General features: G+C 64.9%; 24 protein-coding genes and 1 pseudogene. 21 read left to right on the forward strand and 4 right to left on the reverse strand.

The window, feature by feature from the left end; all coding sequences use genetic code 11:
• Positions 1 to 77 precede the first annotated feature (77 nt).
• From SIN08_RS06920 to SIN08_RS06940, 6 genes and pseudogenes are all read left to right on the forward strand, one after another.
• Positions 78 to 1,442 carry a TolC family outer membrane protein gene (locus SIN08_RS06920; RefSeq protein ID WP_322450840.1) on the forward strand — a complete coding sequence of 455 codons (1,365 nt, stop codon included), beginning with the start codon at positions 78 to 80 and terminating at the stop codon, positions 1,440 to 1,442.
• Positions 1,443 to 1,619: 177 nt separating this feature from the next.
• Positions 1,620 to 1,710: pseudogene (locus tag SIN08_RS23605) on the forward strand (DUF2497 domain-containing protein); the annotation flags it as partial.
• A gap of 446 nt (positions 1,711 to 2,156) precedes the next feature.
• Entirely contained in the window at positions 2,157 to 2,360 is a 204-nt protein-coding gene (locus SIN08_RS23610; RefSeq protein ID WP_416208027.1) for a PopZ family protein, read from the forward strand.
• A gap of 52 nt (positions 2,361 to 2,412) precedes the next feature.
• On the forward strand, positions 2,413 to 2,877 hold the full coding sequence (locus tag SIN08_RS06930; protein ID WP_322450842.1) for a GNAT family N-acetyltransferase: 465 nt from the start codon (positions 2,413 to 2,415) through the stop codon (positions 2,875 to 2,877).
• Positions 2,878 to 2,976: 99 nt separating this feature from the next.
• Positions 2,977 to 5,757 carry a valine--tRNA ligase gene (locus SIN08_RS06935; protein ID WP_322450843.1) on the forward strand — a complete coding sequence of 927 codons (2,781 nt, stop codon included), beginning with the start codon at positions 2,977 to 2,979 and terminating at the stop codon, positions 5,755 to 5,757.
• Positions 5,758 to 6,103: 346 nt separating this feature from the next.
• A complete protein-coding gene (locus SIN08_RS06940) occupies positions 6,104 to 7,252 on the forward strand; it encodes an outer membrane protein transport protein (protein WP_322450844.1) in 1,149 nt (382 codons plus the stop codon).
• Positions 7,253 to 7,309: 57 nt separating this feature from the next.
• Here SIN08_RS06940 and SIN08_RS06945 read toward each other — a convergent pair whose 3' ends face one another.
• Positions 7,310 to 7,591, reverse strand: coding sequence for a hypothetical protein (locus SIN08_RS06945; protein ID WP_322450845.1), 282 nt, complete (start codon positions 7,589 to 7,591; stop codon positions 7,310 to 7,312).
• A gap of 39 nt (positions 7,592 to 7,630) precedes the next feature.
• Between SIN08_RS06945 and ilvD the strand changes: the two genes are divergently transcribed.
• A complete protein-coding gene (gene ilvD, locus SIN08_RS06950) occupies positions 7,631 to 9,355 on the forward strand; it encodes a dihydroxy-acid dehydratase (protein WP_322450846.1) in 1,725 nt (574 codons plus the stop codon).
• Positions 9,342 to 10,148 carry a tetratricopeptide repeat protein gene (locus SIN08_RS06955; protein ID WP_322450847.1) on the forward strand — a complete coding sequence of 269 codons (807 nt, stop codon included), beginning with the start codon at positions 9,342 to 9,344 and terminating at the stop codon, positions 10,146 to 10,148. The genes ilvD and SIN08_RS06955 overlap by 14 nt, the downstream gene beginning before the upstream one ends.
• A 6-nt stretch (positions 10,149 to 10,154) precedes the next feature.
• On the opposite strand, the gene xth is transcribed toward SIN08_RS06955, so the two are convergent.
• On the reverse strand, positions 10,155 to 10,946 hold the full coding sequence (xth, locus tag SIN08_RS06960; protein ID WP_322450848.1) for an exodeoxyribonuclease III: 792 nt from the start codon (positions 10,944 to 10,946) through the stop codon (positions 10,155 to 10,157).
• Between the two features lie 176 nt (positions 10,947 to 11,122).
• On the opposite strand from xth, the gene SIN08_RS06965 reads away from it, so the two are divergent.
• From SIN08_RS06965 to SIN08_RS06980, 4 genes are all read left to right on the forward strand, one after another.
• A complete protein-coding gene (locus SIN08_RS06965) occupies positions 11,123 to 11,506 on the forward strand; it encodes a DUF2188 domain-containing protein (RefSeq protein ID WP_322450849.1) in 384 nt (127 codons plus the stop codon).
• 20 nt (positions 11,507 to 11,526) lie between these two features.
• Positions 11,527 to 11,739, forward strand: coding sequence for a hypothetical protein (locus tag SIN08_RS06970; RefSeq protein WP_322450850.1), 213 nt, complete (start codon positions 11,527 to 11,529; stop codon positions 11,737 to 11,739).
• 61 nt (positions 11,740 to 11,800) lie between these two features.
• Entirely contained in the window at positions 11,801 to 12,100 is a 300-nt protein-coding gene (locus SIN08_RS06975) for a hypothetical protein (protein WP_322450851.1), read from the forward strand.
• 3 nt (positions 12,101 to 12,103) lie between these two features.
• Entirely contained in the window at positions 12,104 to 13,204 is a 1,101-nt protein-coding gene (locus SIN08_RS06980; RefSeq protein WP_322450852.1) for an AI-2E family transporter, read from the forward strand.
• A 29-nt stretch (positions 13,205 to 13,233) separates the two neighbouring features.
• Here SIN08_RS06980 and SIN08_RS06985 read toward each other — a convergent pair whose 3' ends face one another.
• Positions 13,234 to 13,770: an SH3 domain-containing protein gene (locus SIN08_RS06985; RefSeq protein ID WP_322450853.1), complete on the reverse strand. Its 537-nt coding sequence runs from the start codon at positions 13,768 to 13,770 to the stop codon at positions 13,234 to 13,236.
• 133 nt (positions 13,771 to 13,903) lie between these two features.
• Positions 13,904 to 14,254, reverse strand: a complete 351-nt coding sequence (gene erpA / locus SIN08_RS06990) for an iron-sulfur cluster insertion protein ErpA (RefSeq protein WP_322450854.1) — start codon at positions 14,252 to 14,254, stop codon at positions 13,904 to 13,906.
• A gap of 72 nt (positions 14,255 to 14,326) precedes the next feature.
• Here erpA and SIN08_RS06995 point away from each other — a divergent pair, with 72 nt between their 5' ends.
• The 9 genes from SIN08_RS06995 to tatB all read left to right on the forward strand — a co-directional run bounded on the left by SIN08_RS06995 (position 14,327) and on the right by tatB (position 24,752).
• The gene (locus SIN08_RS06995) at positions 14,327 to 15,547 is read left to right on the forward strand and encodes a deoxyguanosinetriphosphate triphosphohydrolase (RefSeq protein WP_322450855.1); all 1,221 of its coding nucleotides are present in this window, start codon (positions 14,327 to 14,329) and stop codon (positions 15,545 to 15,547) included.
• 63 nt (positions 15,548 to 15,610) lie between these two features.
• A complete protein-coding gene (argS, locus tag SIN08_RS07000) occupies positions 15,611 to 17,368 on the forward strand; it encodes an arginine--tRNA ligase (RefSeq protein ID WP_322450856.1) in 1,758 nt (585 codons plus the stop codon).
• Between the two features lie 99 nt (positions 17,369 to 17,467).
• Positions 17,468 to 19,969: an SPOR domain-containing protein gene (locus tag SIN08_RS07005; protein ID WP_322450857.1), complete on the forward strand. Its 2,502-nt coding sequence runs from the start codon at positions 17,468 to 17,470 to the stop codon at positions 19,967 to 19,969.
• A gap of 73 nt (positions 19,970 to 20,042) precedes the next feature.
• Positions 20,043 to 21,062 (forward strand): beta-N-acetylhexosaminidase, encoded by a 1,020-nt coding sequence (gene nagZ / locus SIN08_RS07010; RefSeq protein ID WP_322450858.1) that lies wholly within the window; start codon positions 20,043 to 20,045, stop codon positions 21,060 to 21,062.
• A gap of 25 nt (positions 21,063 to 21,087) precedes the next feature.
• On the forward strand, positions 21,088 to 21,945 hold the full coding sequence (locus SIN08_RS07015) for a segregation and condensation protein A (protein ID WP_416208025.1): 858 nt from the start codon (positions 21,088 to 21,090) through the stop codon (positions 21,943 to 21,945).
• Positions 21,942 to 22,682: an SMC-Scp complex subunit ScpB gene (scpB, locus tag SIN08_RS07020; RefSeq protein WP_322450859.1), complete on the forward strand. Its 741-nt coding sequence runs from the start codon at positions 21,942 to 21,944 to the stop codon at positions 22,680 to 22,682. The genes SIN08_RS07015 and scpB overlap by 4 nt, the downstream gene beginning before the upstream one ends.
• A gap of 51 nt (positions 22,683 to 22,733) precedes the next feature.
• Positions 22,734 to 23,837 carry an ABC transporter ATP-binding protein gene (locus SIN08_RS07025; protein WP_322450860.1) on the forward strand — a complete coding sequence of 368 codons (1,104 nt, stop codon included), beginning with the start codon at positions 22,734 to 22,736 and terminating at the stop codon, positions 23,835 to 23,837.
• A 36-nt stretch (positions 23,838 to 23,873) separates the two neighbouring features.
• Positions 23,874 to 24,098, forward strand: a complete 225-nt coding sequence (locus tag SIN08_RS07030; RefSeq protein WP_322450861.1) for a twin-arginine translocase TatA/TatE family subunit — start codon at positions 23,874 to 23,876, stop codon at positions 24,096 to 24,098.
• A 39-nt stretch (positions 24,099 to 24,137) separates the two neighbouring features.
• On the forward strand, positions 24,138 to 24,752 hold the full coding sequence (gene tatB, locus SIN08_RS07035) for a Sec-independent protein translocase protein TatB (protein WP_322450862.1): 615 nt from the start codon (positions 24,138 to 24,140) through the stop codon (positions 24,750 to 24,752).
• The last annotated feature ends 1 nt before the right edge of the window (position 24,753 follow it).

Here is a 24,753-nt window from a genome sequence, read left to right on the forward strand (position 1 = left end):
AAAGGCAATCCGCGTGGGACGTCGGCAGGCTGAGGGGCCGGTCGGAATCTGCACGCGAACAGGGGTTTAGATTGGTCGTGTCATTCCTTCGTCGTCGCATTTTGCCTTTGCTGGCTGCTTCCGCAATCGCTCTGACATCCGTACCGGCCGGCGCCGAGACGCTGATGGAAGCGCTGGGCATGGCTTATCAGAACAACTCCAGCCTCAATTCCTCCCGCGCCGGGGTCCGCGTGACCGACGAGGACGTGGCGATCGCCAAGTCCGGTTTGCGCCCGCGGATCCAGGGGACCGGCAGCTTCAGCATCGAGAATCGCGAAGGCGATGAGATCAGGGCCGGCCGCTTCGGGATCACTCTTCGGCAGCCGATCTTCGACGGATTTCAGACACACAACAATGTGCGTGCCGCCGAGGCGCAGGTGCGCGCGGCGGTGGCGGGGCTGCGCAACGAGGAACTGAACACGCTCTTCGACGCCGCTGACACCTATATGGCCGTTATCCGCAACCGCCGGATTGCGGCCTTGCGGGAGCAGAATCTTGAGTTCCTGCAGGAGCAGGTGCGGGCCGCCAACTCACGCCTGGAGGTGGGCGAGGGCACACGAACCGACCTTGCCCAGGCCGAGGCGAGCCGGCAGGCGGCCCAGGCGCAGCTTTCCGCCGCACGCGCCGACGTCGAGGCGAGCGAAGCTCAGTACAGGCAGTTGGTGGGGCAGGAGCCCGGTGCCCTGCAGATGCCTTCACCGCTCACGTCGCTTCTGCCGTCGAGCCTGGATCAGGCGTTGGCCATCGGCCTTGCCGAGCACCCGGCGATCGCCGGCAGGAAACATCAGGTCGACGCGGCGGCCTTCGCCGTCAAATCCGCGGAAGGGGCACTCCTGCCCAATGTTTCGGCCAATGCCAGCGTGGAGAGGAGCTACACCGACCCGACGACCACGCCCGGTGCCGACAACACCACCGATTCGGCCACCATCGGGCTCAGTCTGACCGTCCCGATCTATCAGGGAGGGGAGACGTCGGCGCGTGTGCGCAGGTCGAAGGAATCACTGGGGCAGGCCCGCATCAATGTCGACGTCAGCCGCGATCAGGTGCGCAATGCCGTAACGTCCGCCTGGGCGCAGTATCGGGCGGCAGTCGAGAGCGTGGCGGCAAACCGCGAAACGGTCAATGCGGCGCAGCTCGCCCTCGAAGGGGTCATCGAGGAGCGCAATGTCGGCCAGCGCACCACGCTCGACGTGCTCGACGCGCAAGAGGATGTCATCAACGCGCAGATCGATCTGGCAACCGCCCAGAGCGCCGTGGTCTCGGCGAGCTATGCCATTGCTTCGGCCACCGGCCGGCTCTCGTCTTCCCGGCTGGGGTTGAACGTGGCGAGCTACAAGCCCGAAGAGCACTACAACGCCGTCAAGGACAAGTGGTTCGGCCTGCGTACGCCGGATGGGCGCTGAACGCCCGCGCGCCCTGTCGCCGGCAATCCTGTGCGAAAAGATGTCAAATCCGGCTTGGGGGATTCTCACCCGGCGGTCCCTCCGCTACCCTTGCCTTGATTCGTAAGGGCCTCCCGGCCGCAGCGAACGTCCGCGTCGAGCGGACTGCGGCGGAACAGAAGCGGCGGATATTATAGAATGGCACAGGCAAGCAGCGCGCAGCGCGAACCCTCGATGGAAGAAATATTGGCCTCCATCCGGCGCATCATTGAGGACAATGAAACGGGCCGGCAGGAGGAGAGGGGGCAGGCCGCTTCCGATGCGCCCGCGAGCACCGCCGCAGATGTGGACAGCTTCCATGCCGAGTTGAGAGTGGCTGCGGCCAACGCACAACCCCGGCCCGCCGGCACGGCGGTGAGCGAGGATTTTGAAGAGGCGACCGAGGAACCCGACAGTTCGTGGCGCGAAGACGCAACGGCCGAGGCCGCCGCGTCATCGGCACAGCCTTACCCGCTGGTTGACCAGGAGGCGGATGCTGGATCGTCCGCCGAGGAGGACGCGCCGTCCGCCGACCATTCCGCCTTCCCGATGCGCTCGAGCGAAGCGCCGGAAGCGCCTTACAGTGGCGGGGCGTTCCACCGGGATATCCCGTCCCGGCAAGGCTTGTTCGAGCACGCGCAGCACGCGGTCGAACGCGCCGCGCGGACGGAAGAGGAGGCCGATGCCAGGCCGTCGATGCTGTCGGAGGATACCGGGCGCAAGGTTGCCGCGGCGTTCGGTGAACTCAGCGAGGCGTTCGAAGCGACCCGGCGCAAGAACCTGACGGAGGCCGCCGAAGAGATGCTGCGCCCGATGTTGCAGGAATGGCTGGACAACAATCTGCCGCAGATCGTCGAGAAGCTGGTGCGCGAGGAGATCGAGCGCATCGCCCGCGGCTGACGTTTGCGCTCGCCTCGCGGCCGAGGCGAGCGCGCCGTAGCATTCGATCCCCATGAAAATCGTGATACGCCGCTACCGCACGGGTGACGAGGCACAAGTGTCCGATCTGTGGAGCCGCGCTTCGAAGGCCGCGCACCCTTTCATTCCCGGCGAAGGCGAAGGAGAACGGCTGCGCCTCCTGCGCGACGTCTATCTCGTCCACGCGGAGAACTGGGTGGCCACCGACGCGGATGGGAACGTGGTCGGGCTTCTCGGGCTGCTTTCCACGCACGAGGACGCGGAAGTCGGTGGGCTTTTCATCGCGCCGGAAGCGCAAGGGAAGGGAATCGGCCGACAGCTGATCGCGCACGCGGTCGCGCTCAAGGGAGACCTGCGGCTGGAGGTTTTTGCGCGCAACGAGGGCGCGCGGCACTTTTACCGGCGCACGGGTTTTGAAGAGGACGGCTCGCGCACCGATCCCGACACCGGCTTCGAACTCATCCTGCTGCGGCGCAAGCGCACGTCGGCGCCGAACTGAGCGGCGGCGCGTCGCTTCGGAAAGGCGCGGTTGACTTGCCCAAACCCTTCGGCTTTACACCGGACAGCGAAGTTACGCTGGCCAAGCGCGGATACCCTGATGCTCGAGAAAACCTACGACGCCTCGCGCGTTGAAAAGAGAATCGCCGAACGCTGGGAAGAGGCGGGTGCCTTTGCCGCCGGCGCCGGTGCCGAACCGGATGCCGAGCCCTTCACCATCGTCATCCCGCCGCCCAACGTCACCGGCTCCTTGCATATCGGCCACGCGCTGAACAACACGCTGCAGGATATCATGGTGCGCTTCGAGCGCATGCGCGGCAAGAACGTGCTGTGGCAGCCGGGCATGGACCACGCCGGCATCGCCACGCAGATGGTGGTGGAGCGGCAGCTCATGGAGCAGCAGATCCACCGGCGCGAGCTGGGCCGCGAACAGTTTATCGAAAAGGTTTGGGAGTGGAAGGAGCAGTCCGGCGGCGTCATCATCAACCAGCTGAAGCGCCTCGGTGCCTCCTGCGACTGGTCGCGCGAGCGCTTCACCATGGACGAGGGGCTTTCGCGCGCCGTCGTCGAGGTCTTCGTCACCCTTTACAAGGAAGGGCTCATCTATCGCGACAAGCGGCTCGTCAATTGGGATCCGAAGCTTCTGACGGCGATCTCGGATCTCGAGGTGGAGCAGGTCGAGACCAACGGCCATCTCTGGCATTTTCGTTACCCGATCGAGGGGCTGCGTTTCGACCCCGAGGACCAGAGGACCTATCTCACCGTTGCGACCACCCGGCCGGAGACGATGCTGGGCGATACGGCCGTCGCCGTCCACCCAGAAGACGAGCGCTACAAGCATCTGATCGGCAAGCACGTCGTCCTGCCCATCGTCGGTCGCAAGATTCCTATCATCGGCGATGAATATTCCGACCCGGAGAAGGGAACGGGCGCCGTCAAGATCACGCCGGCGCACGACTTCAACGACTTCGAGGTCGGTAAGCGTCATCGCCTGCGCGCGATCAACATCATGACCGTCGCAGCGGCCATCGACATCCTCGAGAATGACGACTTCCTGGAAGGCTTGGAGCCGAGCGAGGCGCAGCTCCGCCTCTGGGGGGAAATCCACGGGCGCGACCGTTTCGAAGCGCGCAAGCGCATCGTCGAGATGATGGAGGAGGGCGGCCATCTGGGCAAGGTGGAGCCGTATGCCCATACGGTGCCGCACGGCGACCGCGGCGGCGTGCCCATCGAGCCCTTCCTTACCGACCAGTGGTATGTCGACGCCAAGACTCTCGCAAAGCCGGCGATCGCCAGCGTGCGCGAGGGGCGCACCAAGTTCGTGCCGAAGAACTGGGAAAAGACCTATTTCGAATGGATGGAGAACATCCAGCCCTGGTGCATCTCGCGGCAATTGTGGTGGGGGCACCAGATTCCCGCCTGGTACGGCCCCGACGGCCAGGTCTTCGTGGAGAAGGACGAAGAGACGGCGCTCGAGGCAGCCGTCCAGCACTATATTTCCCATGAGGGGCCGTGGAAGGCCTGGGTGGAGGAAAAGCTGGAGAATTTCGCCCCCGGCGAGATCCTCACCCGCGACGAGGACGTGCTCGACACCTGGTTTTCCTCGGCGCTTTGGCCTTTCTCGACCCTCGGCTGGCCGGACAGGACGAGAGCGCTGGAGACCTATTACCCGACCTCGGCGCTGTTCACCGGCTTCGACATCATCTTTTTCTGGGTTGCCCGGATGATGATGACCGGCCTGCACTTCATGGGCGAGGAGCCGTTTCACACCGTCTATGTCCATGCGCTGGTGCGTGACAAGAACGGCGCCAAGATGTCGAAGTCCAAGGGCAACGTCATCGATCCGCTGGAACTGATCGATGAATACGGCGCCGATGCGCTGCGCTTTACGCTCGCCATCATGGCGGCCCAGGGCCGGGACGTGAAGCTCGACCCGGCGCGCATCGCCGGCTACCGCAATTTCGGCACCAAGCTCTGGAACGCCACGCGCTTTGCGCAGATGAACGGCGTCGAGCGCGATCCCGATTTCCGGCCGGAAAACGCGCGGCTCGCCATCAACAGGTGGATACTGACGGAGCTGACACGGGCGGCGCTGGCGGTGACGGAGGGCATCACTTCCTACCGCTTCAACGATGCGGCCGGGGCGGCTTACCGCTTTGTCTGGAGCCTGTTCTGCGACTGGTATCTGGAACTCCTGAAGCCCGTCTTCGCCGGCGAAGACGAGGCGGCCAAGGCGGAGGCGCGCGCCTGCGCGGCCCATGTTCTGGACGAAATCTACAAGCTTCTGCATCCCATGATGCCCTTCATGACGGAGGAGCTCTGGGCGCTGACCGGCGGCAAGGCGGGGCGGGAAGACGTGCTGGCGCTGACACGCTGGCCGATGCCCGATTTCGAGGACGAGGAGGCGGCCGCCGACATAAACTGGCTGGTCGATCTGGTCTCCGGTATCCGTTCGGTGCGCTCGGAGATGAATATCCCGCCGGCGGCGGTCGCCCCCCTGGTCGCCGTCGGTGCTGACGAAACGACGCGCGCGCGCCTTGCCCGCCACGAGCCCGCGATCCGCCGCCTGGCGCGTGTCGGCGAGGTCGGCTTCGCGGGCGAACCGCCCAAGGGCTCGGCGCAGATTCTCCTGGGCGAAGCCACCTTCTGCCTGCCGTTGGGCGAGCTGATCGACCTCGATGCCGAGGCTGCCCGGCTGGAAAAAGAGGTCTCCAAGACGAATGACGAGATCCGGCGTCTGGAGAAGAAGCTCGCGAACAAGAAATTCGTCGCCAACGCTCCGGAGGAGGTCGTCGCTGGCGAGCGTGAGAAACTGACCGGCTTCGAGGAGACGCGGACGCGCCTTCAGGCCGCGCTGGCACGGGTTCGGGAGGCTGGCTGAGGCCGATTCGTCTCCCGAAACGCGATTCACCAGGTTAGCCCTGCGCTTTTTCCCCTCGTCCGGGCGCTGTCTGCCCATGCGCGAGCGACTTTCTGGCCAATTGTGACATTTTCACAACAAATCTTTCTGCGCTTTACGTGGTTTCTCTTCAACTAACTGATCCATATATGTAATTCCTTCAAACTTGTGTTCGTTCCGCGGCCGGAGGTCGTGCCCGAAACAGGAAACGGGGCTTACGTTAAAGTAAGGACACCGCTTCGGCGAGCCGGACCCGACTCATGGTAATTGTGCGGCAAGAGACCCTTGCTATCCTGTCTCCACGAATGGCGAGACACGGGAGGTACGGATGCGTTTCAGCCGTTTCGGGTATTCCTTCTTGGGGGTCGCGCTCGTTGCGGCCAGTGCGCAGGCCGGGGGATTTTCCCGCGGCACGGCGGATACGGATATCCTGTACGACGAGGGGAATTTCAGCTTCCGCGCCGGTGCGATTATCGCCGCGCCGAGGCAAGAATACACGGCCAACCCCGGGGGGAGCACGAGCGGCGGGGTCGTGGGCCAAAACTATCTCGACACATATGTCATTCCGACGGCAGCGGTGAAGTTCGGGTTTTCAGAGAACCTGGCTTGCGCCGGCACCTATACCCACTCGAACGGCGCATCCTCGAGCTATGACGTTCCCTACGGCTTGAGCGGCAGGCTCTCGGAGGTATTCACCGTGTCCGAGTTCGGGGCCACCTGCGCGGTGTTTTTCGATATGGGCCGAGGCCGGCTGTCGGTCCTGGGTGGCGCTTTCCTCGAAAGCTTCGACTATTCGCTGGAGGCGATGCCCACGCTGCCCGTTCTCGGGGCGGTTCCCGTCAATGTCGGCCTGGATAGCCAGGCCTATGGCTGGCGTGCCGGCGTCGGCTATGAAATTCCCGATATCGCGTTCCGCGCACAGCTTCTCTACCGCTCGGGTACGACCCACTCCGCCACCGGTTCGGGCAACACACCGCTTTTCCCGGGCAGCCTGCCGGCCTATGGATCCGGCGAACTGCCGCAGAGCGTCGAGTTGAAGCTGCAGTCGGGGATCGCCCCCGGCTGGCTTGCCTTCGGGTCGGTCAAATGGACTGACTGGTCGGTCAACGAAACGCTCGATCTCGTGGTCGATGCCAGTGCGCTCGGACTCGGCAGCCTCGACAGCCTGAATCAGTACTACTGGCGTGACGGATGGACCATCACCGCGGGGATCGGGCACACCTTCACCGAAAACATCTCGGGTTCCCTCAGCGTCCAGTGGGATCGTGGCGTGAGCACGGGATACGACTTGCGCGGTGACAAGTGGCTGGTCGCGGCCGGCGCCCGTTTTCAGGATGAAATGGGCGGTGAATTGCGCCTCGGCGCCGGTGTTTCGCACCTGGCCGCGGTCGACATCACGAAAGGGCTCGAAGCGGGCGCCGCGGTCGATTCGGGCTGGGCGGCCATTTTCTCGGCCTCATACGCCGTCCGCTGGTAGATCAGCGTCGAACGCGACGGAACCCGGCGGCAACGCCGGGTTTTTCCTTAGGTCAGTTCACCGTTTCGCGGAAAAACGGTGAACTGATCCAACCATTCTTCCAGCCAATTCCGGACGGAAGACCGGCTTCCACTTTTCCTGGAACTGCTCTCTTGCCTGCCTCTTCAGGCCGGCCGTTCGCACGCGTAGAGCCCCTCTAAAACTGTCATTTGCCAACTGTGTTGCAAAGGCAACAGTTTCTAAAGATGCAACGGTGTAGAAAGCGGCGGGGGCGGAAATGCCAACTTCCCGCCATAAAACAGGCGCACCGAAATGAACCTCGGCGCGCAACGAAACCATCAGCGTGTCAGGAAGCCGCCGTTCGCGGTGAAGGTGATCATGGACGCATGGGCAAATTTGAAGCAGAAACTCCCCAGCCGTCATGTGACGGTCGGACCGGCGCGTGCGCCCCACAGGTCCTATCTCTATGCGATGGGCCTGTCTCCCGAGGAGATCGCGCAGCCGTTGGTCGGTGTTGCGACCTGCTGGAACGAGGCGGCTCCCTGTAATATTTCCCTGATGCGCCAGGCACAGGTGGTGAAGAAGGGCGTGGCGGCGGCCCATGGCACGCCGCGCGAATTCACCACCATCACCGTGACCGACGGCATCGCCATGGGACACCAGGGCATGAAGGCCTCCCTGGTTTCGCGCGAGGTGATCGCCGACTCGGTCGAGCTGACCATGCGGGGTCATTGCTACGACGCGTTGGTCGGTCTCGCGGGTTGCGACAAGTCCCTTCCGGGCATGATGATGGCGATGGTGCGCCTCAACGTGCCTTCGGTCTTCATCTATGGCGGCTCCATCCTGCCGGGCTCCTATCGCGGCCGCGACATCACGGTGCAGGACGTCTTTGAGGCCGTTGGACAGCACTCCGTGGGCGGCATTACGGATGAAGAGCTGACCGAAATCGAACAGGCGGCCTGTCCGTCGGCCGGCTCCTGCGGCGCCCAGTTCACCGCCAACACCATGGCCACCGTCGCCGAGGCTATCGGTCTGGCGTTGCCTTATTCCTGCGGCGCGCCGGCGCCTTACGAGATGCGCGACCGCTTCAACTACGCCTCGGGCGAGAAGGTGATGGAGTTGGTGGCCCAGCAGATCCGCCCGCGCGACATCATCACCCGCAGGTCCCTGGAAAACGCGGCCGCCGTGGTCGCCGCCTCGGGCGGCTCGACCAACGCGGCGCTGCACCTGCCGGCCATCGCCCATGAGGCGGGTATCGCCTTCGACCTCTTCGACGTGGCGGAGATCTTCAAGAAGACGCCCTACATCGCCGATCTGAAGCCGGGCGGCAAATACGTGGCCAAGGACATGTTCGAGGCCGGCGGCATTCCGCTTCTGATGAAGACGCTTCTGGAGCACGGTTACCTGCACGGCGATTGCATGACCGTCACCGGCCGTACGCTGGCCGAGAACATGGCGCATGTGCGCTGGAACGATGCGCAGGACGTGGTGCGTCCGGCCGACCGACCGATCACCCCGACAGGCGGCGTCGTCGGCTTGAAGGGCAACCTGGCGCCCGACGGGGCGATCGTGAAGGTCGCGGGTATGAAGAATCTGCGTTTTTCCGGCCCGGCGCGCTGCTTCGATTCGGAAGAGGCGTGCTTCGCCGCCGTCAACGAGCGCCGCTATCGCGAGGGCGAAGTGCTGGTCATCCGCTACGAGGGTCCCAAGGGTGGCCCGGGTATGCGGGAGATGCTGGCCACCACCGCCGCCCTATATGGCCAGGGCATGGGCGACAAGGTGGCGCTCATCACCGACGGCCGGTTCTCCGGCGCGACACGCGGGTTCTGCATCGGCCATGTGGGGCCGGAGGCCGCGATCGGCGGACCCATCGGTCTTCTGCGTGACGGCGACGTGATCACCATCGACGCGGTGGCCGGCACGATCGATGTCGCGCTCGGCGAAGAGGAACTGGCGGCACGGCTGAAAGGCTGGACACCGCGTGAAACGGACTACCGGTCGGGGGCGCTTTGGAAATACGCGCAGACGGTCGGCTCCGCCCGCCACGGCGCCGTTACGCATCCAGGGGGCGAGAAAGAGACGCACTGCTATGCGGACATCTGAGCAATTCGCCGGAAGCCTCCTGGTCGGTGCCCTGGTGCTGTTCGGGGCCGTGGGACCGGCGGCGGCCCTCGACGAGAAGGCCGTCGTCAAGCAATCCGAGCGCAGCCCTTGGGACGTCTTCCGCTTCGGCTTTTCGGCCTACAAGAAGGGCAAGAAGGAAGAAGCGGTGGAAGCCTATCGCTACGCCGCTGAAAACGGCCAGGTGGGCGCGCGCTGGAAGCTCGCCCGCATGTATGCCGAAGGCGACGGGGTAACACGTAACCATTACGAGGCTTTCAAGTTCTTTTCCGCGGTGATCCAGCACGAGGTGCACCCCGGAAGCCGGGACGAGACCTATATCTCCGATGCGCTGGTCGCCATCGGTCGTTATCTGAAGAACGGGATCCCGGATACACCCGTGGTGGCCAACCCCGCCGCCGCCCAGGAATATTTCATGCGTGCCGCGGCCGCCTACCGCAATCGTGAGGCGCAGTACGAGCTCGGCCAGATGCTGCTCTCGGGCGAAGGCGGGACCCGCAATGTCCAGCAGGCGGCGCGCTGGCTTCAGCTTGCGGCGGAAAAGGGGCATGCCGGCGCCCAGGCGACGCTCGGCAATCTCCTGTTTCAGAGCGGCAACAGCGAGCAGATCGTCCTCGGGCTGGCCTTGCTGACGAGTGCTCTCGAAAATGCCGCGCCGGCTGATGTGCCCTGGATCCGCGACATGCAGGAACAGGCTTTCGCGCTTGCCGGCGAAGCCGACCGGCGCACGGCGATCGCGCTCGCAGACGACATTCGCGAAAACGGCCTGAAATAGACCCGGTCAGGCGGCCGCAAGCGCCAGATCCGCAACCACCGGAACGTGGTCGGACGGTTTTTCCCAGGCGCGGGTGTGCTTCTGGACGGAGGCGGACAAGAGGCTGTCCGCCGCTTCCGGCGACAGCATCAGATGGTCGATCCGGATGCCGTTGTTCTTCTGCCAGGCGCCCGCCTGGTAGTCCCAGAAAGTGTAGGTGCCCGGATCGTCGGTGACGGCGCGCACAGCGTCGGTCAGGCCAAGATGGGCAAGCATGCGGAAGGCTTGCCGGCTTTCCGGCTGAAACAGAGCATCGTCCAGCCAGGCTTCGGCGTTCCTGGCGTCTTCAGGCTGGGGAATGACATTGTAGTCGCCGGCAAGCACCAGCGGCTCCTCCAGCTTGAGCCGCGCCTTCGTCCAATGCTCGAGCCGATCCATCCAACCCAGCTTGTAGGCGAATTTTTCACTGGCGACGGGATTTCCATTGGGAAGGTAGAGGGAGGCCACGCGCAAGGCGCCCGAGGCGGTGGAGAACACGCCTTCGATGAAGCGCGCCTGCTCGTCGCCGTCATTGCCGGGGAGCCCGCGGCTCACCTCGTCGAAACGCAGCTTCGACAGGATTGCCACGCCGTTGAAGCCCTTCTGTCCGTGCGTCTCGACATGATAGCCGAGCGCCTCGATCGGTTCGCGCGGGAACTGCTCGTCGACTGACTTGATCTCCTGCAGGCAGACGATGTCGGGATCGGCATCTCCCAGCCAGTGCAGGAGATTTTCGATGCGCGCCTTCACGCCGTTGATGTTCCAGGTGGCGATCTTCATGAAAATTGACCTCGTATGCCGGCAGTGCCGCGCACAGTAATCCAATCGCCCCGGCCGTCAAACCGCTTATCCGACACGCTCCCGGCAGACGACCGACACGGAAGGGAACATGTCGTTCCCCGCCGGCGTTGGACTGCGCGGCCGGAATGAGACAGGCCCCAAGGCAGGAGAAGGATATGCGGTTCGTTTTGCTCGCACTCGGGACCTTCGGGCTCTATCGTTTCCTCAAGTGGCGGAAGGAGCGCCACGGGCGGTCGGCGCTTCTTTCCGACATGCGCGGGGAAGGCGGACCGCGCGGCGCAGCGCCGGTGCATGTCACCTACGAGGTGGTCGAGCACGATGGTGGCTGGGCCTACAAGGTGGACGACGTCTATTCCGAAACCTTCGCGACAAGGCGCGAGGCTGACAGCGCCGCCCGTCAGGCAGCGGCCGCCCATGAGAGTGCCGGCAGCGACACGTTCATCCAGTACCAGGACGGTGAAGGCCGCTGGCATGAGGAAACCGAACCGGGAGAGGACCGGCCCGAGACGGAGGTGCGGGGCAGGCCGGCCACCGGCTGACGAGAAGGAAGGACGAGAAGATGGCCAACGACCGCGAGCCGAGGCGCTGGAGAATGGACAGGCGGGTGCTGGTCGCGGCGGCGATTGTGGTGGTGGTCGTTCTCGCGCTTTTCCTGTTCTTCGACTTCGGCTACCGCACCGCTCCCGATACCACGTCGGGCGGCCCCGATGCCCGCTACAGCGCTCCGATGGAGACGGAGGAGACGCGTCCCACGACACCGCAAGACGAATGAACAACGCCTGGAACGACGGCAGCCATTCGTCAGTTGAGACCATGCGAGCGGAGGAAGGGACTTGCGTATCGTCGATACAGTCATCGCACGGGAAGGCGACAACAGCATTTGGGCCAATGTCGTCTTTGTCGGGGATGGCGGTGAGACGGTTTCGGTGCGTTTGGCCTGTCCGTCTTCCGGCAGTGGCGAGATGGGCCGCAGCCGCATCATCGAGCGTGCGATGAAGCTGCTCCAGGGACTCCTTGCGGCGGAATTGCCCGACCGCTTTCCGCGGTCCGCCCAGGTGCAGCGCTTTGGCGTCACCGAACAGACCGGCAGCAATGACGAGCGCTGGCGTGGTAATTCCTCCGGAGAGGAGTAGGCGTTGACAGAGGCGACCACCAGGGCCGGCGGAGGGCCGGAGGGACCGCAGGCGCCGGGCGCGGCGTTCTGGTTGCTATTTGCCATCGCAACCATTCTGATCGTGACAGCCCTGCGGCAGACCGCCTGGATCACCTCGACGCTCGCAATGGCTTTCTTTGCCGCACTTGCGGTCTGGCCGGTCGACTCCTGGATCAGTCGGCACATGCCGCGCCCGCTCGCGTGGATCGGCCATGCGGCCGCGCTGGCGGTCATGGTGTCAGTCCTCGTGCTATTCTCGCTGGGCATTCTCTTTGCCGCGCGCCAGTTGGCAACCGGGCTCGCGCGCTATCAGACCGCGTTGCAGCAATTCGCCGATCGGATCGGCCAGTGGATGGCCGTGGCCGAAGAGCAGGGCGGTGGCGACACGCCGGTCGTCGAACGCCTGATCGATCCGCTTATGTCGCTTGCGACCACCGTCGTCCAGTCGATCTGGAGTTCCGGGGGAATTCTGACCCTGCTCTTCTTCCTGGTCTTGTTGATGCTCGTGGAAACGCCGTCCTATATGGCGAAGGTCTCCGCCGCCACATCGCAAACCAAGGGCCGGTCATTTTACCACGCGGTCGAGGCGACGGCCTCCCGGTTCCGCCGCTACCTCGTGGTGCGGACGGTGCTCGGCGTTGCAACGGCGCTTCTGTATATGTCCTGGATTTGGTGGTGGGGGCTTGATTTCGTTCTGGTGTGGGGGCTTCTGGCTTTCCTGCTGAACTTCATTCCCACGATCGGCTCCTTGATCGCCGGGGCCCTGCCGGTGGGACTTGCCTTTCTTCAACGTGATCCCGCGACGGCGTTGATCATTGCCGCCGGGCTGATCGTCATCGAGCAGGTGATGGGCAACTACGTCGACCCCAGGCTGCAGGGACGGCAATTGTCGCTTTCGCCGCTTGTCGTCCTGGTGGCTCTGATGTTCTGGACCTGGGTGTGGGGGCTTATGGGTGCGCTTCTCGCGGTTCCCATGACGATGGCTATCACCATCGCCTTCGCGCGGGTGAAAACGTTGCAGCCCATCGCGCTCTTTCTTTCAAACGCGAAAAACCTGGACGAACTGCGGGCGGTTACCGATTGAAAAAGGACCGCCGGGGCGGTCCTTTCGCCTCAGTCCCGCTCCCAGGGCGGCACCCAGTCCCTGAGCCAGTCCGGCGCATCTTCGCGGTCCCGGCCACGGTTCCGGTCGCGGCCACGGTCGCGCCACCCGGCATGACGATCGCGATCCCGCCGCCAATCCCGGTCCCGCCGCCAATCCCGGTCCCGGTCCCACCGGTCGCGGTGACGCCAGCGTCGATCGTACCAGTCCCGGTCCCGGTCGAACTCGAAACGAATGATGGGAACGCCGATCCCGACGCCGACTTGCGGCAAAGGTTGCCGATAGCCGCCTTCGAGATAGGCGAGATAGTTGCCCGACACCCAGCCGGAAGGACCGGCCCAATCGACGCGGCACCAGTTGTATCCGCGCAGGCAGCCGTCCACGTCGACACGATAGCCGTTGGGGATCGTCGCGATGCGTTGATGACCCGTGCCCGGCCCGCTCCGCACGTTGAGATCCGCCGTCACCATGGCCGGCACCGCCAAAGCCGCGCCGGGAAGGAGAATCCCACCGGCGAAGACGGCGGCTTTGAGCATTCTCTTCAGCATCGGTCCAAACTCCTCGGTATTCCTCTTCAGTATAACCGCTATGCGGGGCCGCGGTTCCGAAGTTCCACAGGAAAGAGGATCGCAAAGTTGCTGAATGAAAAGGCGAAAGCGCTGCTTCCGGTGCCGGGGAAGCTCAGATCGAGAAGCTCGTTCCGCAGCCGCAGGATGCGACGGCATTCGGATTCCTGATCTGGAAGGACTGGCCGATCAGATCGTCGACGAAATCGATGACCGAGCCGCCCATATAGACCAGGGAGAGCTCGTCGATCAGCACCGTCGCGCCGTCCTTCTCGATGATGGAGTCGTCGTCGTTGCGGCTCTCCACGAGGTCGAACTTATAGGAGAAGCCGGAGCATCCGCCGCCCTCCACGGACACGCGGAGCGCCATCTTGCCGGGTTCGTCCTTGAGAATCTGCACGATGCGTTTGGCCGCCGCCTCGGTGAGATCGACGCCCTTCATATCGGTCTTCGCATCAATGCCCATGGGAGGTCACCTTGCTTTCACACACGGATCATAGGTATGAACGCTGAGACGGCAAGTCAACAAGCGGCGGACATGGCAGGCCCGGCAGATCTCGACGGCATCGGCTTCGGCTACCGGCCGCGCGCGGCCTACGCCTGCGATCCGGCACGCTCGCGCGGGCGGTTCCACCCGGAACCCGAAAGTCGGACCCGCACGCCTTTCCAGCGTGACCGCGACCGAATCATTCATTCCACCGCCTTTCGCCGCCTGAAGCACAAGACCCAGGTCTTCATCGCCCATGAGGGTGATCACTACCGCACCCGGCTCACCCACTCGATCGAGGTGGCGCAAATCGCCCGGGCGCTGGCGCGCGCGCTGTGCTGCGACGAGGATCTGGCCGAGGCCGTGGCGCTGGTGCACGATTTCGGACATACCCCTTTTGGCCACACGGGCGAGGAGGCGCTAAACGACGAAATGGCGCCCTGGGGCGGCTTTGACCACAACGCGCAATCGCTGCGCGTCGTGACGCGGCTGGAGCGACGCTATGCCGAATTCGACGGGCTCAATCTCGCATGGGAGACGCTGGAAGGACTGGTCAAGCACAACGGACCGCTGACCGACAGGGACGGCAACGGGCTCGAGGAGCCGGTGCCGCGCGCCATAAGCGCCTATTCGGCGCTGCACGATCTCGAGCTTGACCGCTTCGCGAGCCTGGAGGCGCAGTGCGCGGCGATCGCCGACGACATCGCCTATGACGCGCATGACATCGATGACGGATTGCGCTCCGGACTGATCACGCTCGACATGCTGTGCACGGTGGCGCTGCCTGGCCGCATCCTCGACGCGGTCAAGGAACGCTATCCCGATCTCGATCCGGTCCGCACGGGCCATGAGCTGATGCGCCGGCAGATCACGCTGATGGTTGAGGACGTGATCGCGACGGCGCGCGCCAATCTCGGCGTCCTGAATCCTCGTTCAGTCGACGAGGTGCGCGATGCCGGGCGCACAATCGTCGCATTTTCGCCCCGAATGGCGGCGCAGGAGAAGGAACTGAAATCCTTCCTCTACGCCAATCTCTACCGTCACCCGGACGTGCTGGCCGTACGCAGCCGCGCCGACCGCGTGGTGCGCGAGCTGTTCGATGCCTACTTCGCCGATCCGCGCAAGATGCCGGAGGGGTGGCGCGAAGGGCTCGACCGGGCGGAGGCGCGCATCAAGGCGCGCGCCGTGGCCGATTTCCTGGCCGGCATGACCGATACCTACGCCTTGAAAGAACACGAGCGCCTGTTTGACCGTTCTCCGGATTTGCGATAGGGCGCAAGCGGTTTGTGGCGGCGTGCGCCCAGCCGATGGTATCTTGATCCGGGACATCTCCCCATGAACATTTTCGCCGATTTTTCCGATCGGGTCCTCAATGCCGTGAGGGCGCTCGGCCTTGAAGCCCAGGAAGGCAGGACGCTCGACTTCTCGCGTGTCACCATCGAGCCGCCCCGCGATCCCAGCCACGGCGACCTGGCCACCAACGCCGCGATGGTTCTTTCCAAGGCCGCGGGCGAAAACCCGCGCGCCCTTGGTGAGCGACTGGCGGCGGTCCTTGCCGAGGATCCGGACGTGGCCGAAACCAGCGTGGCCGGCCCCGGATTCGTCAATCTCAGGCTCGGCGACGGTTTCTGGCAGGCGCGGCTTGGCGAAATGCTGGGATTGGCCACCGACTACGGCCGCTCGCAGGTGGGTGCCGGGCACAAGGTCAATGTCGAGTTTGTCTCGGCCAATCCCACCGGCCCGATGCATGTCGGCCATTGCCGCGGTGCCGTGGTGGGCGATGCCCTGGCCAATCTCCTGTCCTTTGCCGGGTACGACGTCACCAAGGAGTACTACATCAACGACGCCGGTGCGCAGATCGACATGCTGGCACGCTCGGTGATGTTGCGTTACCGGCAAGCGCTGGGCGAGGACGTGGTCGATATCCCCGAAGGCCTCTATCCGGGCGATTATCTCGTGCCGGTCGGCCGGGCGCTCGCCGAGGAGTTCGGAACGAAACTGCTCGAAATGCCCGAGGTGGACGCGCTGGTCATCGCCAAGGACCGCGCTATTGACGCCATGATGGCGTTGATCCGCGACGACCTCGCGGCCCTCAACGTGCACCACGACGTCTTCTTCTCCGAACGCTCGCTGCATGCCGGCAATGGCGGGGCGATCCGTTCGGCCATCAACGACCTGACCATGAAGGGGCACGTCTACAAGGGCAAGCTGCCGCCGCCCAAGGGGCAGCTTCCTGAGGACTGGGAAGACCGCGAGCAGACGCTCTTCCGCTCCACGGAGGTGGGGGACGACATCGACCGGCCGCTGATCAAGTCCGACGGCAGCTTCACCTATTTCGCCGCCGATGTGGCTTACATGAAGGACAAATACGCGCGCGGCTTCGAAAAGCTGATCTATGTGCTGGGGGCCGACCATGGCGGCTATGTAAAGCGCCTGGAAGCGCTCGCGCGGGCGATCTCCGGCGGCGAACTGGAGCTCACGGTTCTGTTGTGCCAGCTCGTCAAGCTCTACCGCGGCGGCGAGCCGGTGCGCATGTCGAAGCGGGCAGGGGAGTTCGTCACGCTGCGCGACGTCATCGACGAGGTGGGGCGCGATCCCGTGCGCTTCATGATGCTCTACCGCAAATCGGATGCGCCGCTCGACTTCGATTTCGCCAAGGTCACCGAGCAGTCCAAGGACAATCCGGCCTTCTACGTGCAGTATGCCTCGGCACGCTGCCACTCCGTTTTCCGCCAGGCACGCGAGCAACTCGGCGTCGACCGCTTCGATCGCGAGGCCATGCGCAGCGCGCTGCACCGGCTCAAGGACGAGGGCGAGATCGCGCTTATCCGCAAGCTGGCAGAGTACCCGCGTCTCATCGAAAGTGCCGCCGAGGCGCTGGAGCCGCACCGCGTCGCCTTCTACCTCTACGACCTCGCCAGCCAGTTCCATGCACAGTGGAATCGGGGCACCGAGACAGACGACTTACGATTTGTTAAAGTTAACGATCCAGAGTTAACCCGCGCTAGGCTGGGTTTGGTGCAGGCCGTTGGCGACGTGGTGAGTTCTGGATTGGCGCTCGTGGGGGTGGATGCGCCGGCAGAAATGCGCTGAAATCGCAGGCGGAAAACTGTCACCTTTTGCCCACAATGCGCTGATAGGGCCAACTTCAAGTGTGACGTCGCCGGCGTCCGACCGAGTGTGGGAAAAGGCATGGCTGACAGCAATTATTCGAACGCGGCGGATCGGAACGATCTGACCCAGGACGACCCCTTCGCGGAACTGACGCGAATTATGGGGCACAATCCGCGCCCGGACTCACGCCCGGCGGCGGAGGAGCAGCCGGCGGACGATCTCGCGCTCGAACTCGAGAACGAACTGATGGGCGGGCTCGACGAGAACGAACCCGACGCCCCGCAGGAGGGCGAGGCCTTTACCCTCCATCCTGCTGTGCCGCAAGAAGAACAGCCTGTCGAGTCAGGCATTTCCGAAATCGAGCCGGTCGAGCCGCATTTGCCGCAAGATGTTGCGTCCGCGCAGGCGTATGCCGAACCCGCACGGGAAGCCGAGGCGGAGATGTCGGGGTTTGCCGATTCCGAACTGGATGCCGCCCTCGAGGCAGGCCGGGATCAGGCCTTCTCGGCAGATGATGAAGCGTCCGTTCCCGCCCAGCCGGAATTTCCTCAGGATGGTTTTGGCGCGCCGGATGCGAGCGCGCCGCGGCAGGAGGGATTCGGGGAAGGCGATGGCGAGGTTGAGCCCTTCGTGATCCGCGAGGAGGATTTCGCCGCGCTCGATTCCGATTTCACTTCTCCCGAAAGCGCTGGTGACGAAGTTTTCGCCGACAGAGCCGAGCCCGCTTCGCTGGAGGCGGCCCTGTCGTTCGCGTCTTTTCAGGAGGCGGAGGCGCCGCAACGGCAAGACGTGACCGCCGAGACCGATCCCGAGCCGTTGCCGGCAAGCATCTTCACCGCCGCCGATGCCGCCACGGCAACCTATCGTCTGGCGCCGGAACTGGAGCTTCCCACCGGGCGGGAGGATACGGCACAGGCAGAAGAGCCTGCGCCGTTGCCCGAATCCACCGACGACAGTTCCGGTGGAGCGTTCGGTGACTGGTCGCTGGAGCACATATTCGGCGGTAGTGACAAGCCGCATGTCGAGGAACTTTCCGCGCAAGCGGACGATCCCCAGGAAGCGCTGCCTTATGCGGGCGCGGCGGAACTGCCCCCCGAGGTCGAGACCGTCGACGTTCCCGAGGAGGCGGTCGCTGTTGCCGACACGCTCGACATTCCGGACGTCCCCCATCGCGAGGAGGTAAAGCCGGCGGCGGAACTCGACGAGATCGACGAACTGCTGGCGGGCGCCTTCGGCGAGACGGGCGATCTGCCGGAAGTTTCGGAGGCGAACTGGAAGGAAACCGAGCCGGCGGCGATCGATGCTGCGCCTGCTTCCTCCTCCGAGGACGAACGGCTTGACGAATTTCTGGCTGCCGGCATTGCGGCGGGGCTGGGGGTCGCCGGCACGGCGGCCAACGCTTCCAGGCCGGCCGAAGCGACCTATCCGGAAGACCTGAACGGGGATTTCACCGAGACCTATTCCCGCGACTGGGAGCACCTGCCGGAACAACCTGTCGGGGCAGGATTGGCGCCAGCGCCTGGGATCGAACCTCCCGTCGAAACCGAACGTGGCCGTTCCGGATCGCGGGCGCTCCTGGCGGCCGCCGTGGCGGGCGGTGTCGTCATCCTCGGCGGAGTGACGGTATTCGCGCTGACATTCAATGGCGGCGAATCCTCCGGTCCCGTGCTGGTGAAAGCGGATAACGAGCCGGTGAAGGTGCAGCCGGAGGATCCCGGCGGGACCGTCATTCCCAATCAGGACAACCAGGTCTACAAGCGCGTTTCCGGAGAGGAAGCGGGCGATGCCGTTCCGGCGCAGGCGGAGCTCGTCTCCACCGCCGAGGAACCGCTCGACCTCCCGGGCGTGACGGGTTCGTCCGGCGCGACCCCCGCCGTGATGGAGGGCGGTTCGGACAAGCGCGAGGACCGTCTGGACAATTCGCTCGAGGAAGCCGCCGCGGGCGAAACGGAAGTCGCAGCACTCGCGCCGCGCCGTGTCCGCTCCCTGGTGGTGCGGCCCGACGGCACGATGGTGCCGCGGGAAATGCCCGAGCCGCAGGAGACTGCCTCGGCCTCTGCCGGAGAGCAATCGGCCTCTGCCGGAGGGCAAAGTGCGGCGGCGGACGGCAATGCGCCCGACAATGCCGAGACGGCGGCGGTGGATACCGCCGGTGCAACCGAGACGACGGACGTTCCGATCCCGAATTCGGCTCCCATTCCACCCTCGCGCCCGGCCAACATCGCCAGCACACAGCAGCAGCCGAGTGGGCAGGCTTCGCAGGCCGCGCAATCGAATTCGGCGCCGACGCAGGTAGCGGCTGCTGAACCGCAGCCGGTCCAGCCCTCGGCGGCCGCATCCGGCTGGTCGGTGCAGATCGCCTCCCAGCCCTCCGCGCAGGATGCGCAGCAGTCCTACCAGGAACTGGCGCAGCGTTACGGCAATCTTCTGCAGGGCAGGGGCGTCAACATCGTCAAGGCCGATATTGCAGGGAAGGGGACGTACTACCGGGTGCGCATCCCGTCCTCCTCCAAGGACGAAGCCGTCCGGCTCTGCAGCCAGTTGAAGTCCGCCGGCGGAAACTGCTTCGTCTCGCAGTAGTGCTGTCCCTCAGGCGGGGAGGCCGGCAGGACCGGGCGTGTCCAATCCGGGCAGATCCGGCTATGCTTTTGGCATGAGCGAATCAAAGGCGATGATTCTCGGGGCCGCCGGCACCCGGCTCGAGCGCGACGAAGCGGCTTTCTACCGCGACGAGCGACCTTGGGGCTTCATCCTGTTTGCACGCAACATCGCCGAGGTCGAGCAGGTGCGCGATCTCGTCGCCGCGATGCGCGACAGCACCGGACGGGAGAACGCGCCGGTCTTCATCGATCAGGAGGGTGGGCGCGTGCAGCGGCTGCGCCCGCCGCTGGCGCCCGACTATCCGCCGGCAGCGGCACTCGGCGCGCTCTACGATCAGGACCGGGAAGCCGGCTTGCATGCCGCCTGGCTGATGTCGCGCCTGCACGCCTTCGACCTGGCGCGGCTCGGCGTATCCGCCGACTGCCTGCCTGTGCTCGACGTGCCGCAGCCCGGTGCCCATGACGTCATCGGCGACCGTGCCTATGGCGGCGATCCCGAAACCGTCTCCATGCTCGGGCGTGCGGCGGCGGACGGTCTCATGGCCGGCGGCGTCCTGCCCGTGATGAAGCACGTGCCGGGCCACGGCCGCGCCGGCGCCGACAGTCACCTGGCGCTGCCGCGCGTCGAGGCTTCGCTGGAGGCGCTGCGCGCCCGTGACTTCGTCCCCTTCAAGGCATTGAACGACCTGCCCATGGCGATGACGGCGCATGTCGTTTATTCGGCAATCGATTCCGAGCATCCGTCGACCACCTCATCCCGCGTGATAGACGACATCATCCGCGGCGAAATCGGCTTCGACGGGCTCCTGATGAGCGACGACATGTCGATGAAGGCGCTTTCTGGGGATTACGGCGCGCGCACGGCGGCGATCCTTGCAGCCGGGTGCGATGTCGTTCTTCATTGCAACGGCGCGATGGCCGAAATGCGGGCCGTCGCCCAACGAACGCCGGCTTTGTCCGGCAAGGCTCTGCTGCGCGCGGAGCGGGCCCTTGCCGCGGCGGGCGTCGGAGAACGCATGGACGAGACTGCGCTGCGAGCGGAGTTTTTATCGCTCATCACCGCCGCGGTTTAGACGCGACGAGAAGGAAACGGCTGAAATGGCCGAGGCGAAACAGAAAGCGGGAGACCAGGACGGGGCGGGCAAACCCATCCCCATGGACAAGCTGTGGGCGCCCGAGAGCGAGGAGCGGGGCGTCTCCGAACCAGCCTTGACCGTCGATGTCGAGGGTTTCGAGGGGCCGCTGGACCTGCTCCTGCATTTGGCTCGCAACCAGAAGGTGGATCTTTCGCGCATCTCCGTCCTGGCGCTCGCGGAGCAATATCTTCAGTTCATCGAACGCGTGCGGCAGATGCGCCTGGAGCTTGCCGCCGACTATCTCGTGATGGCGGCCTGGCTCGCCTACCTCAAGTCGCGCCTGCTCATCCCCAAGCAGCAGGATGACGAGGAGCCTTCCGGCGAAGAAATGGCAGCGCTCCTGCAATTCCGGCTGAAGCGGCTGGAGGCGATGCGCGATGCGGCGGCGCGGCTCGTCAACCGCAACCGGCTGGGACGGGACGTGTTCGCCCGCGGCATGCCCGAGCCGGTGGTCGTCCAAAAGCGGAGCGACTATTCGGCGACGCTCTACGACCTGTTGACCGCCTATGCCGGCCAGCGCCAGCGCCGCGCCATCACCAGCGTCCAGATCGCCAAGCGCGGAGTATGGTCGCTGAAGCAGGCGCGCGAGATCCTGATCCGCCTGATCGGCGAGTTCTCGGAATGGACGACGCTCGACCGGTTTCTTATCGCCTATCTGACACAGCCTGAAGACCGGCGCACCGCGGTCGCCAGCACCTTCGCCGCCTCCCTGGAACTGGTGCGCGAGGGTACGCTGCAGATCCGCCAGAACGAGCCCTTCGCGCCGCTTTACATGCGCAATGCCGCCGAGGCAGCCCACCAAGAGCGGAAGACCCCATGAACGACAGCGGCAACGTGGTTCCATTCCGTGCCGAGGACGAGGGACCGGCGGGGGAGCTCGATCGGCAGGCGGAAGGACATGGCATTTCCTTCGCCGAAGCAAAGCGCATGGCCGAAGCGCTGGTCTTTGCCAGTGCCGAACCCGTCTCCTCCAAGGCGCTCGCCGCGCGGTTGCCGGACGGTCTCGACATCGGCGCGGTCATGGAGGAATTGAAGAGCGATTATGCCAGCCGGGGCGTCAATCTGGTGCGAGTGGCGGACTGCTGGGCCTTCCGCACGGCCGATGATCTCGCCTTTCTGCTCAGCCGCGACGCGGTGCAGCAGAAGAAGCTCTCGCGCGCGGCGCTGGAGATGCTGGCGGTTATCGCCTATCACCAGCCGGTCACGCGCGCCGAGATCGAGGAGATCCGCGGCGTGGAAACCTCCAAGGGCACGCTGGATACGCTTCTGGAGACCGGCTGGATCCGGATGCGTGGACGCCGGCGCACGCCGGGGCGCCCCGTTACCTACGGGACGACCACCGAATTCCTGGATCATTTCGGGCTGGAGGAATTGCGCGACCTGCCGGGGCTGGACGAACTCAAGGGCGCGGGACTGCTTTCGGCACGCATGCCGTCCAACTTCTCCGTTCCACAGCCGCCGAGCGACGGCGATGCTCTCGCGGAAGACGAGGATCCGCTGACCGATATCGATCTGGAGGAACTCGGTCTGTTGACACCCCGTGCCGAGGATGATTGATCGCTCCCGGCGCAGGCGCAGGCGCGCGGGCAGAGGCGAGAACCCGGGGAAATGAGCGGAACGAGCGAAAAGCCGGCACGGGTGACCGCCGGGGTCACCTTCGGCGCCAGGCTTGCCTTCGAGCAAATCCACCACCGCTTCGCGTCCGACCAGGTCACGCTCCAGGATGTCTCCCTCGTCGCCGAGCCGGGGGAGGTTCTGTGCCTGCTGGGGCCGTCGGGATCCGGCAAGACGACGCTTCTGCGCATTGCCGCGGGAATCGAGAGCCAGAGTGCGGGGCGGGTGCTTCTCAACGAGCGTGAAATCGCCGGCCCGAACGTGTTCCTCCCGCCGGAGCAACGCTCGATCGGGCTGGTGTTCCAGGATTTCGCGCTTTTCCCGCATCTTACCATCCTGGACAATGTCCGCTTCGGGCTGACGGCCCTTTCGCGCGAGGAGGCGAGGAACGAGGCCATGGCCGCGCTTTCGCGTGTCGGGCTGGAATCCTACGCCGGCGCCTATCCGCATGTTCTTTCGGGCGGCGAGCAGCAACGCGTGGCGCTGGCCCGTGCTCTCGCGCCGCGCCCGGCGGTGCTTTTGATGGATGAGCCGTTCTCGGGCCTCGACTCCCGGCTCAAGGACACGGTGCGCGCCGAAACGCTGGCCATCCTGCGGCAGAGCCGGGCGACGGCGATCGTCGTCACCCACGACGCGGAGGAGGCGATGCGCATGGGCGACCGCATCGCGCTGTTGCGCAGCGGGTGGTTGATCCAGACGGGGACGGCGGAGGAGCTCTACCTCCAGCCGGCGGATCTTTTCGTCGCCGGCTTCTTTTCCGAGCTCAACCTGTTCGGTGCGCGCGTGGCGGGCGGTGCCGCCGACACGCCGCTCGGCCGGTTTGCCGCGCCAGGGCTCGACGAGGGTGCTGCCGTGACGGTGGCTGTCCGTCTGTCGGGGCTGGAACCCTGCGCGGAGGAGGATGGCGTGGCCGCACGCATCCTGTCGCGGCGCTTCCTGGGAGTGGTGGAACTGCTCGAGCTTGGGGTCGAGGGAGTCGACGAGCACCTGCGGGCGCGCGTGCGCTGCGGCCTGCTTCCCCCCGGTATTCGCGACATTTTTCTGAAAGTGCGTCCGCGCGACGTTCTTGTGTTTGAAAGAGAGCGCGAAAGCGCATAAATCAGGTAACAACCTCAGGAAACGGGCAGAGATATCATGGGTTCCTTTTCAATCTGGCACTGGCTTATCGTGCTTGTGGTCGTTTTGCTCCTTTTCGGCCGGGGCAAGATCCCCGAGCTGATGGGCGACATGGCCAAGGGCATCAAGAGCTTCAAGAAGGGCATGGCCGATGACGAGGCCGCCGAGGAGCCGAAGACGGTGGAGCACCGCTCCGAGGAGTCGGTGAACGGCGCCAAGGAAAAGGCAAGCAAGTCGTCCTGATTTTGGCGCGGCCGGACCGCATCCTCGGAACAACGCTCGATGTTTGATTTCGGATGGCCTGAACTTCTCGTCATCGCGATTGTGCTGATCGTGGTGGTGGGGCCGAAGGACCTGCCGCGCGTCCTGCGCGGCTTCGGCCGCACGACGAGCAAGCTCAAGGTGATGGCGGGCGATTTTCGCAAGCAGTTCGACGAAGCACTGCGCGAGGCGGAGCTCGACGATGTGAAGGGGCTTGCCGATGAAGCGCGCAAGCTCGATCCGCGGCGGGAAATCCGCAAGCACATGGAGCCACTGAACCAGGTCGGCCGCGACATTCGCAGCGGCCTCGATGATGCTGCGAAGCCCAAGGCCAAGGAGGCGTCCGGCGTTACGGCCCAAGAGAGCGCACCGGCCAAGACCGGCGCGACCGCCATTGCGGGCGAGGATTCCAAGGCCGCCAAATCCGTGTCGGCCAAAAACACGGCGGCCGCCAAACCCGCGGCCGGCAAGAAGGCGTCGTCCACCAAACCGGCGGCGGCGAAGAAGGCATCCGGCGAGCCGGTGTCGCAGGGCAAGACACCCGGCAAATCCGCCGCCACCACAAAAACCGCTGCGAAGCGACCCGCGCCGAAATCCACCGCGGGCAAGAAGAAAACGACGGGAACCGCGCCGTGAG

The sequence above is a fragment of the Chelativorans sp. M5D2P16 genome (assembly GCF_034427935.1).
Taxonomy (GTDB): Bacteria; Pseudomonadota; Alphaproteobacteria; order Rhizobiales; family Rhizobiaceae; genus Chelativorans.

Excerpts from the sequence above, each read along its gene's own strand:
- SIN08_RS07015 (WP_416208025.1), top strand. The coding sequence starts at position 21,088 with ATGGCCGAGGCGAAACAGAAAGCGGGAGACCAGGACGGGGCGGGCAAA.
- SIN08_RS06955 (WP_322450847.1), top strand. The coding sequence starts at position 9,342 with ATGCGGACATCTGAGCAATTCGCCGGAAGCCTCCTGGTCGGTGCCCTG.
- SIN08_RS07025 (WP_322450860.1), top strand. The coding sequence starts at position 22,734 with ATGAGCGGAACGAGCGAAAAGCCGGCACGGGTGACCGCCGGGGTCACC.
- SIN08_RS06985 (WP_322450853.1), bottom strand. The coding sequence starts at position 13,770 with ATGCTGAAGAGAATGCTCAAAGCCGCCGTCTTCGCCGGTGGGATTCTC.
- SIN08_RS07030 (WP_322450861.1), top strand. The coding sequence starts at position 23,874 with ATGGGTTCCTTTTCAATCTGGCACTGGCTTATCGTGCTTGTGGTCGTT.
- SIN08_RS23610 (WP_416208027.1), top strand. The coding sequence starts at position 2,157 with ATGCTGTCGGAGGATACCGGGCGCAAGGTTGCCGCGGCGTTCGGTGAA.
- SIN08_RS07005 (WP_322450857.1), top strand. The coding sequence starts at position 17,468 with ATGGCTGACAGCAATTATTCGAACGCGGCGGATCGGAACGATCTGACC.
- SIN08_RS06965 (WP_322450849.1), top strand. The coding sequence starts at position 11,123 with ATGCGGTTCGTTTTGCTCGCACTCGGGACCTTCGGGCTCTATCGTTTC.
- SIN08_RS06935 (WP_322450843.1), top strand. The coding sequence starts at position 2,977 with ATGCTCGAGAAAACCTACGACGCCTCGCGCGTTGAAAAGAGAATCGCC.
- xth (WP_322450848.1), bottom strand. The coding sequence starts at position 10,946 with ATGAAGATCGCCACCTGGAACATCAACGGCGTGAAGGCGCGCATCGAA.
- SIN08_RS06930 (WP_322450842.1), top strand. The coding sequence starts at position 2,413 with ATGAAAATCGTGATACGCCGCTACCGCACGGGTGACGAGGCACAAGTG.
- tatB (WP_322450862.1), top strand. The coding sequence starts at position 24,138 with ATGTTTGATTTCGGATGGCCTGAACTTCTCGTCATCGCGATTGTGCTG.
- argS (WP_322450856.1), top strand. The coding sequence starts at position 15,611 with ATGAACATTTTCGCCGATTTTTCCGATCGGGTCCTCAATGCCGTGAGG.
- ilvD (WP_322450846.1), top strand. The coding sequence starts at position 7,631 with ATGGACGCATGGGCAAATTTGAAGCAGAAACTCCCCAGCCGTCATGTG.
- SIN08_RS06970 (WP_322450850.1), top strand. The coding sequence starts at position 11,527 with ATGGCCAACGACCGCGAGCCGAGGCGCTGGAGAATGGACAGGCGGGTG.
- SIN08_RS06940 (WP_322450844.1), top strand. The coding sequence starts at position 6,104 with ATGCGTTTCAGCCGTTTCGGGTATTCCTTCTTGGGGGTCGCGCTCGTT.
- SIN08_RS06945 (WP_322450845.1), bottom strand. The coding sequence starts at position 7,591 with ATGGTTTCGTTGCGCGCCGAGGTTCATTTCGGTGCGCCTGTTTTATGG.
- SIN08_RS06995 (WP_322450855.1), top strand. The coding sequence starts at position 14,327 with ATGGCAGGCCCGGCAGATCTCGACGGCATCGGCTTCGGCTACCGGCCG.
- erpA (WP_322450854.1), bottom strand. The coding sequence starts at position 14,254 with ATGGGCATTGATGCGAAGACCGATATGAAGGGCGTCGATCTCACCGAG.
- scpB (WP_322450859.1), top strand. The coding sequence starts at position 21,942 with ATGAACGACAGCGGCAACGTGGTTCCATTCCGTGCCGAGGACGAGGGA.
- nagZ (WP_322450858.1), top strand. The coding sequence starts at position 20,043 with ATGAGCGAATCAAAGGCGATGATTCTCGGGGCCGCCGGCACCCGGCTC.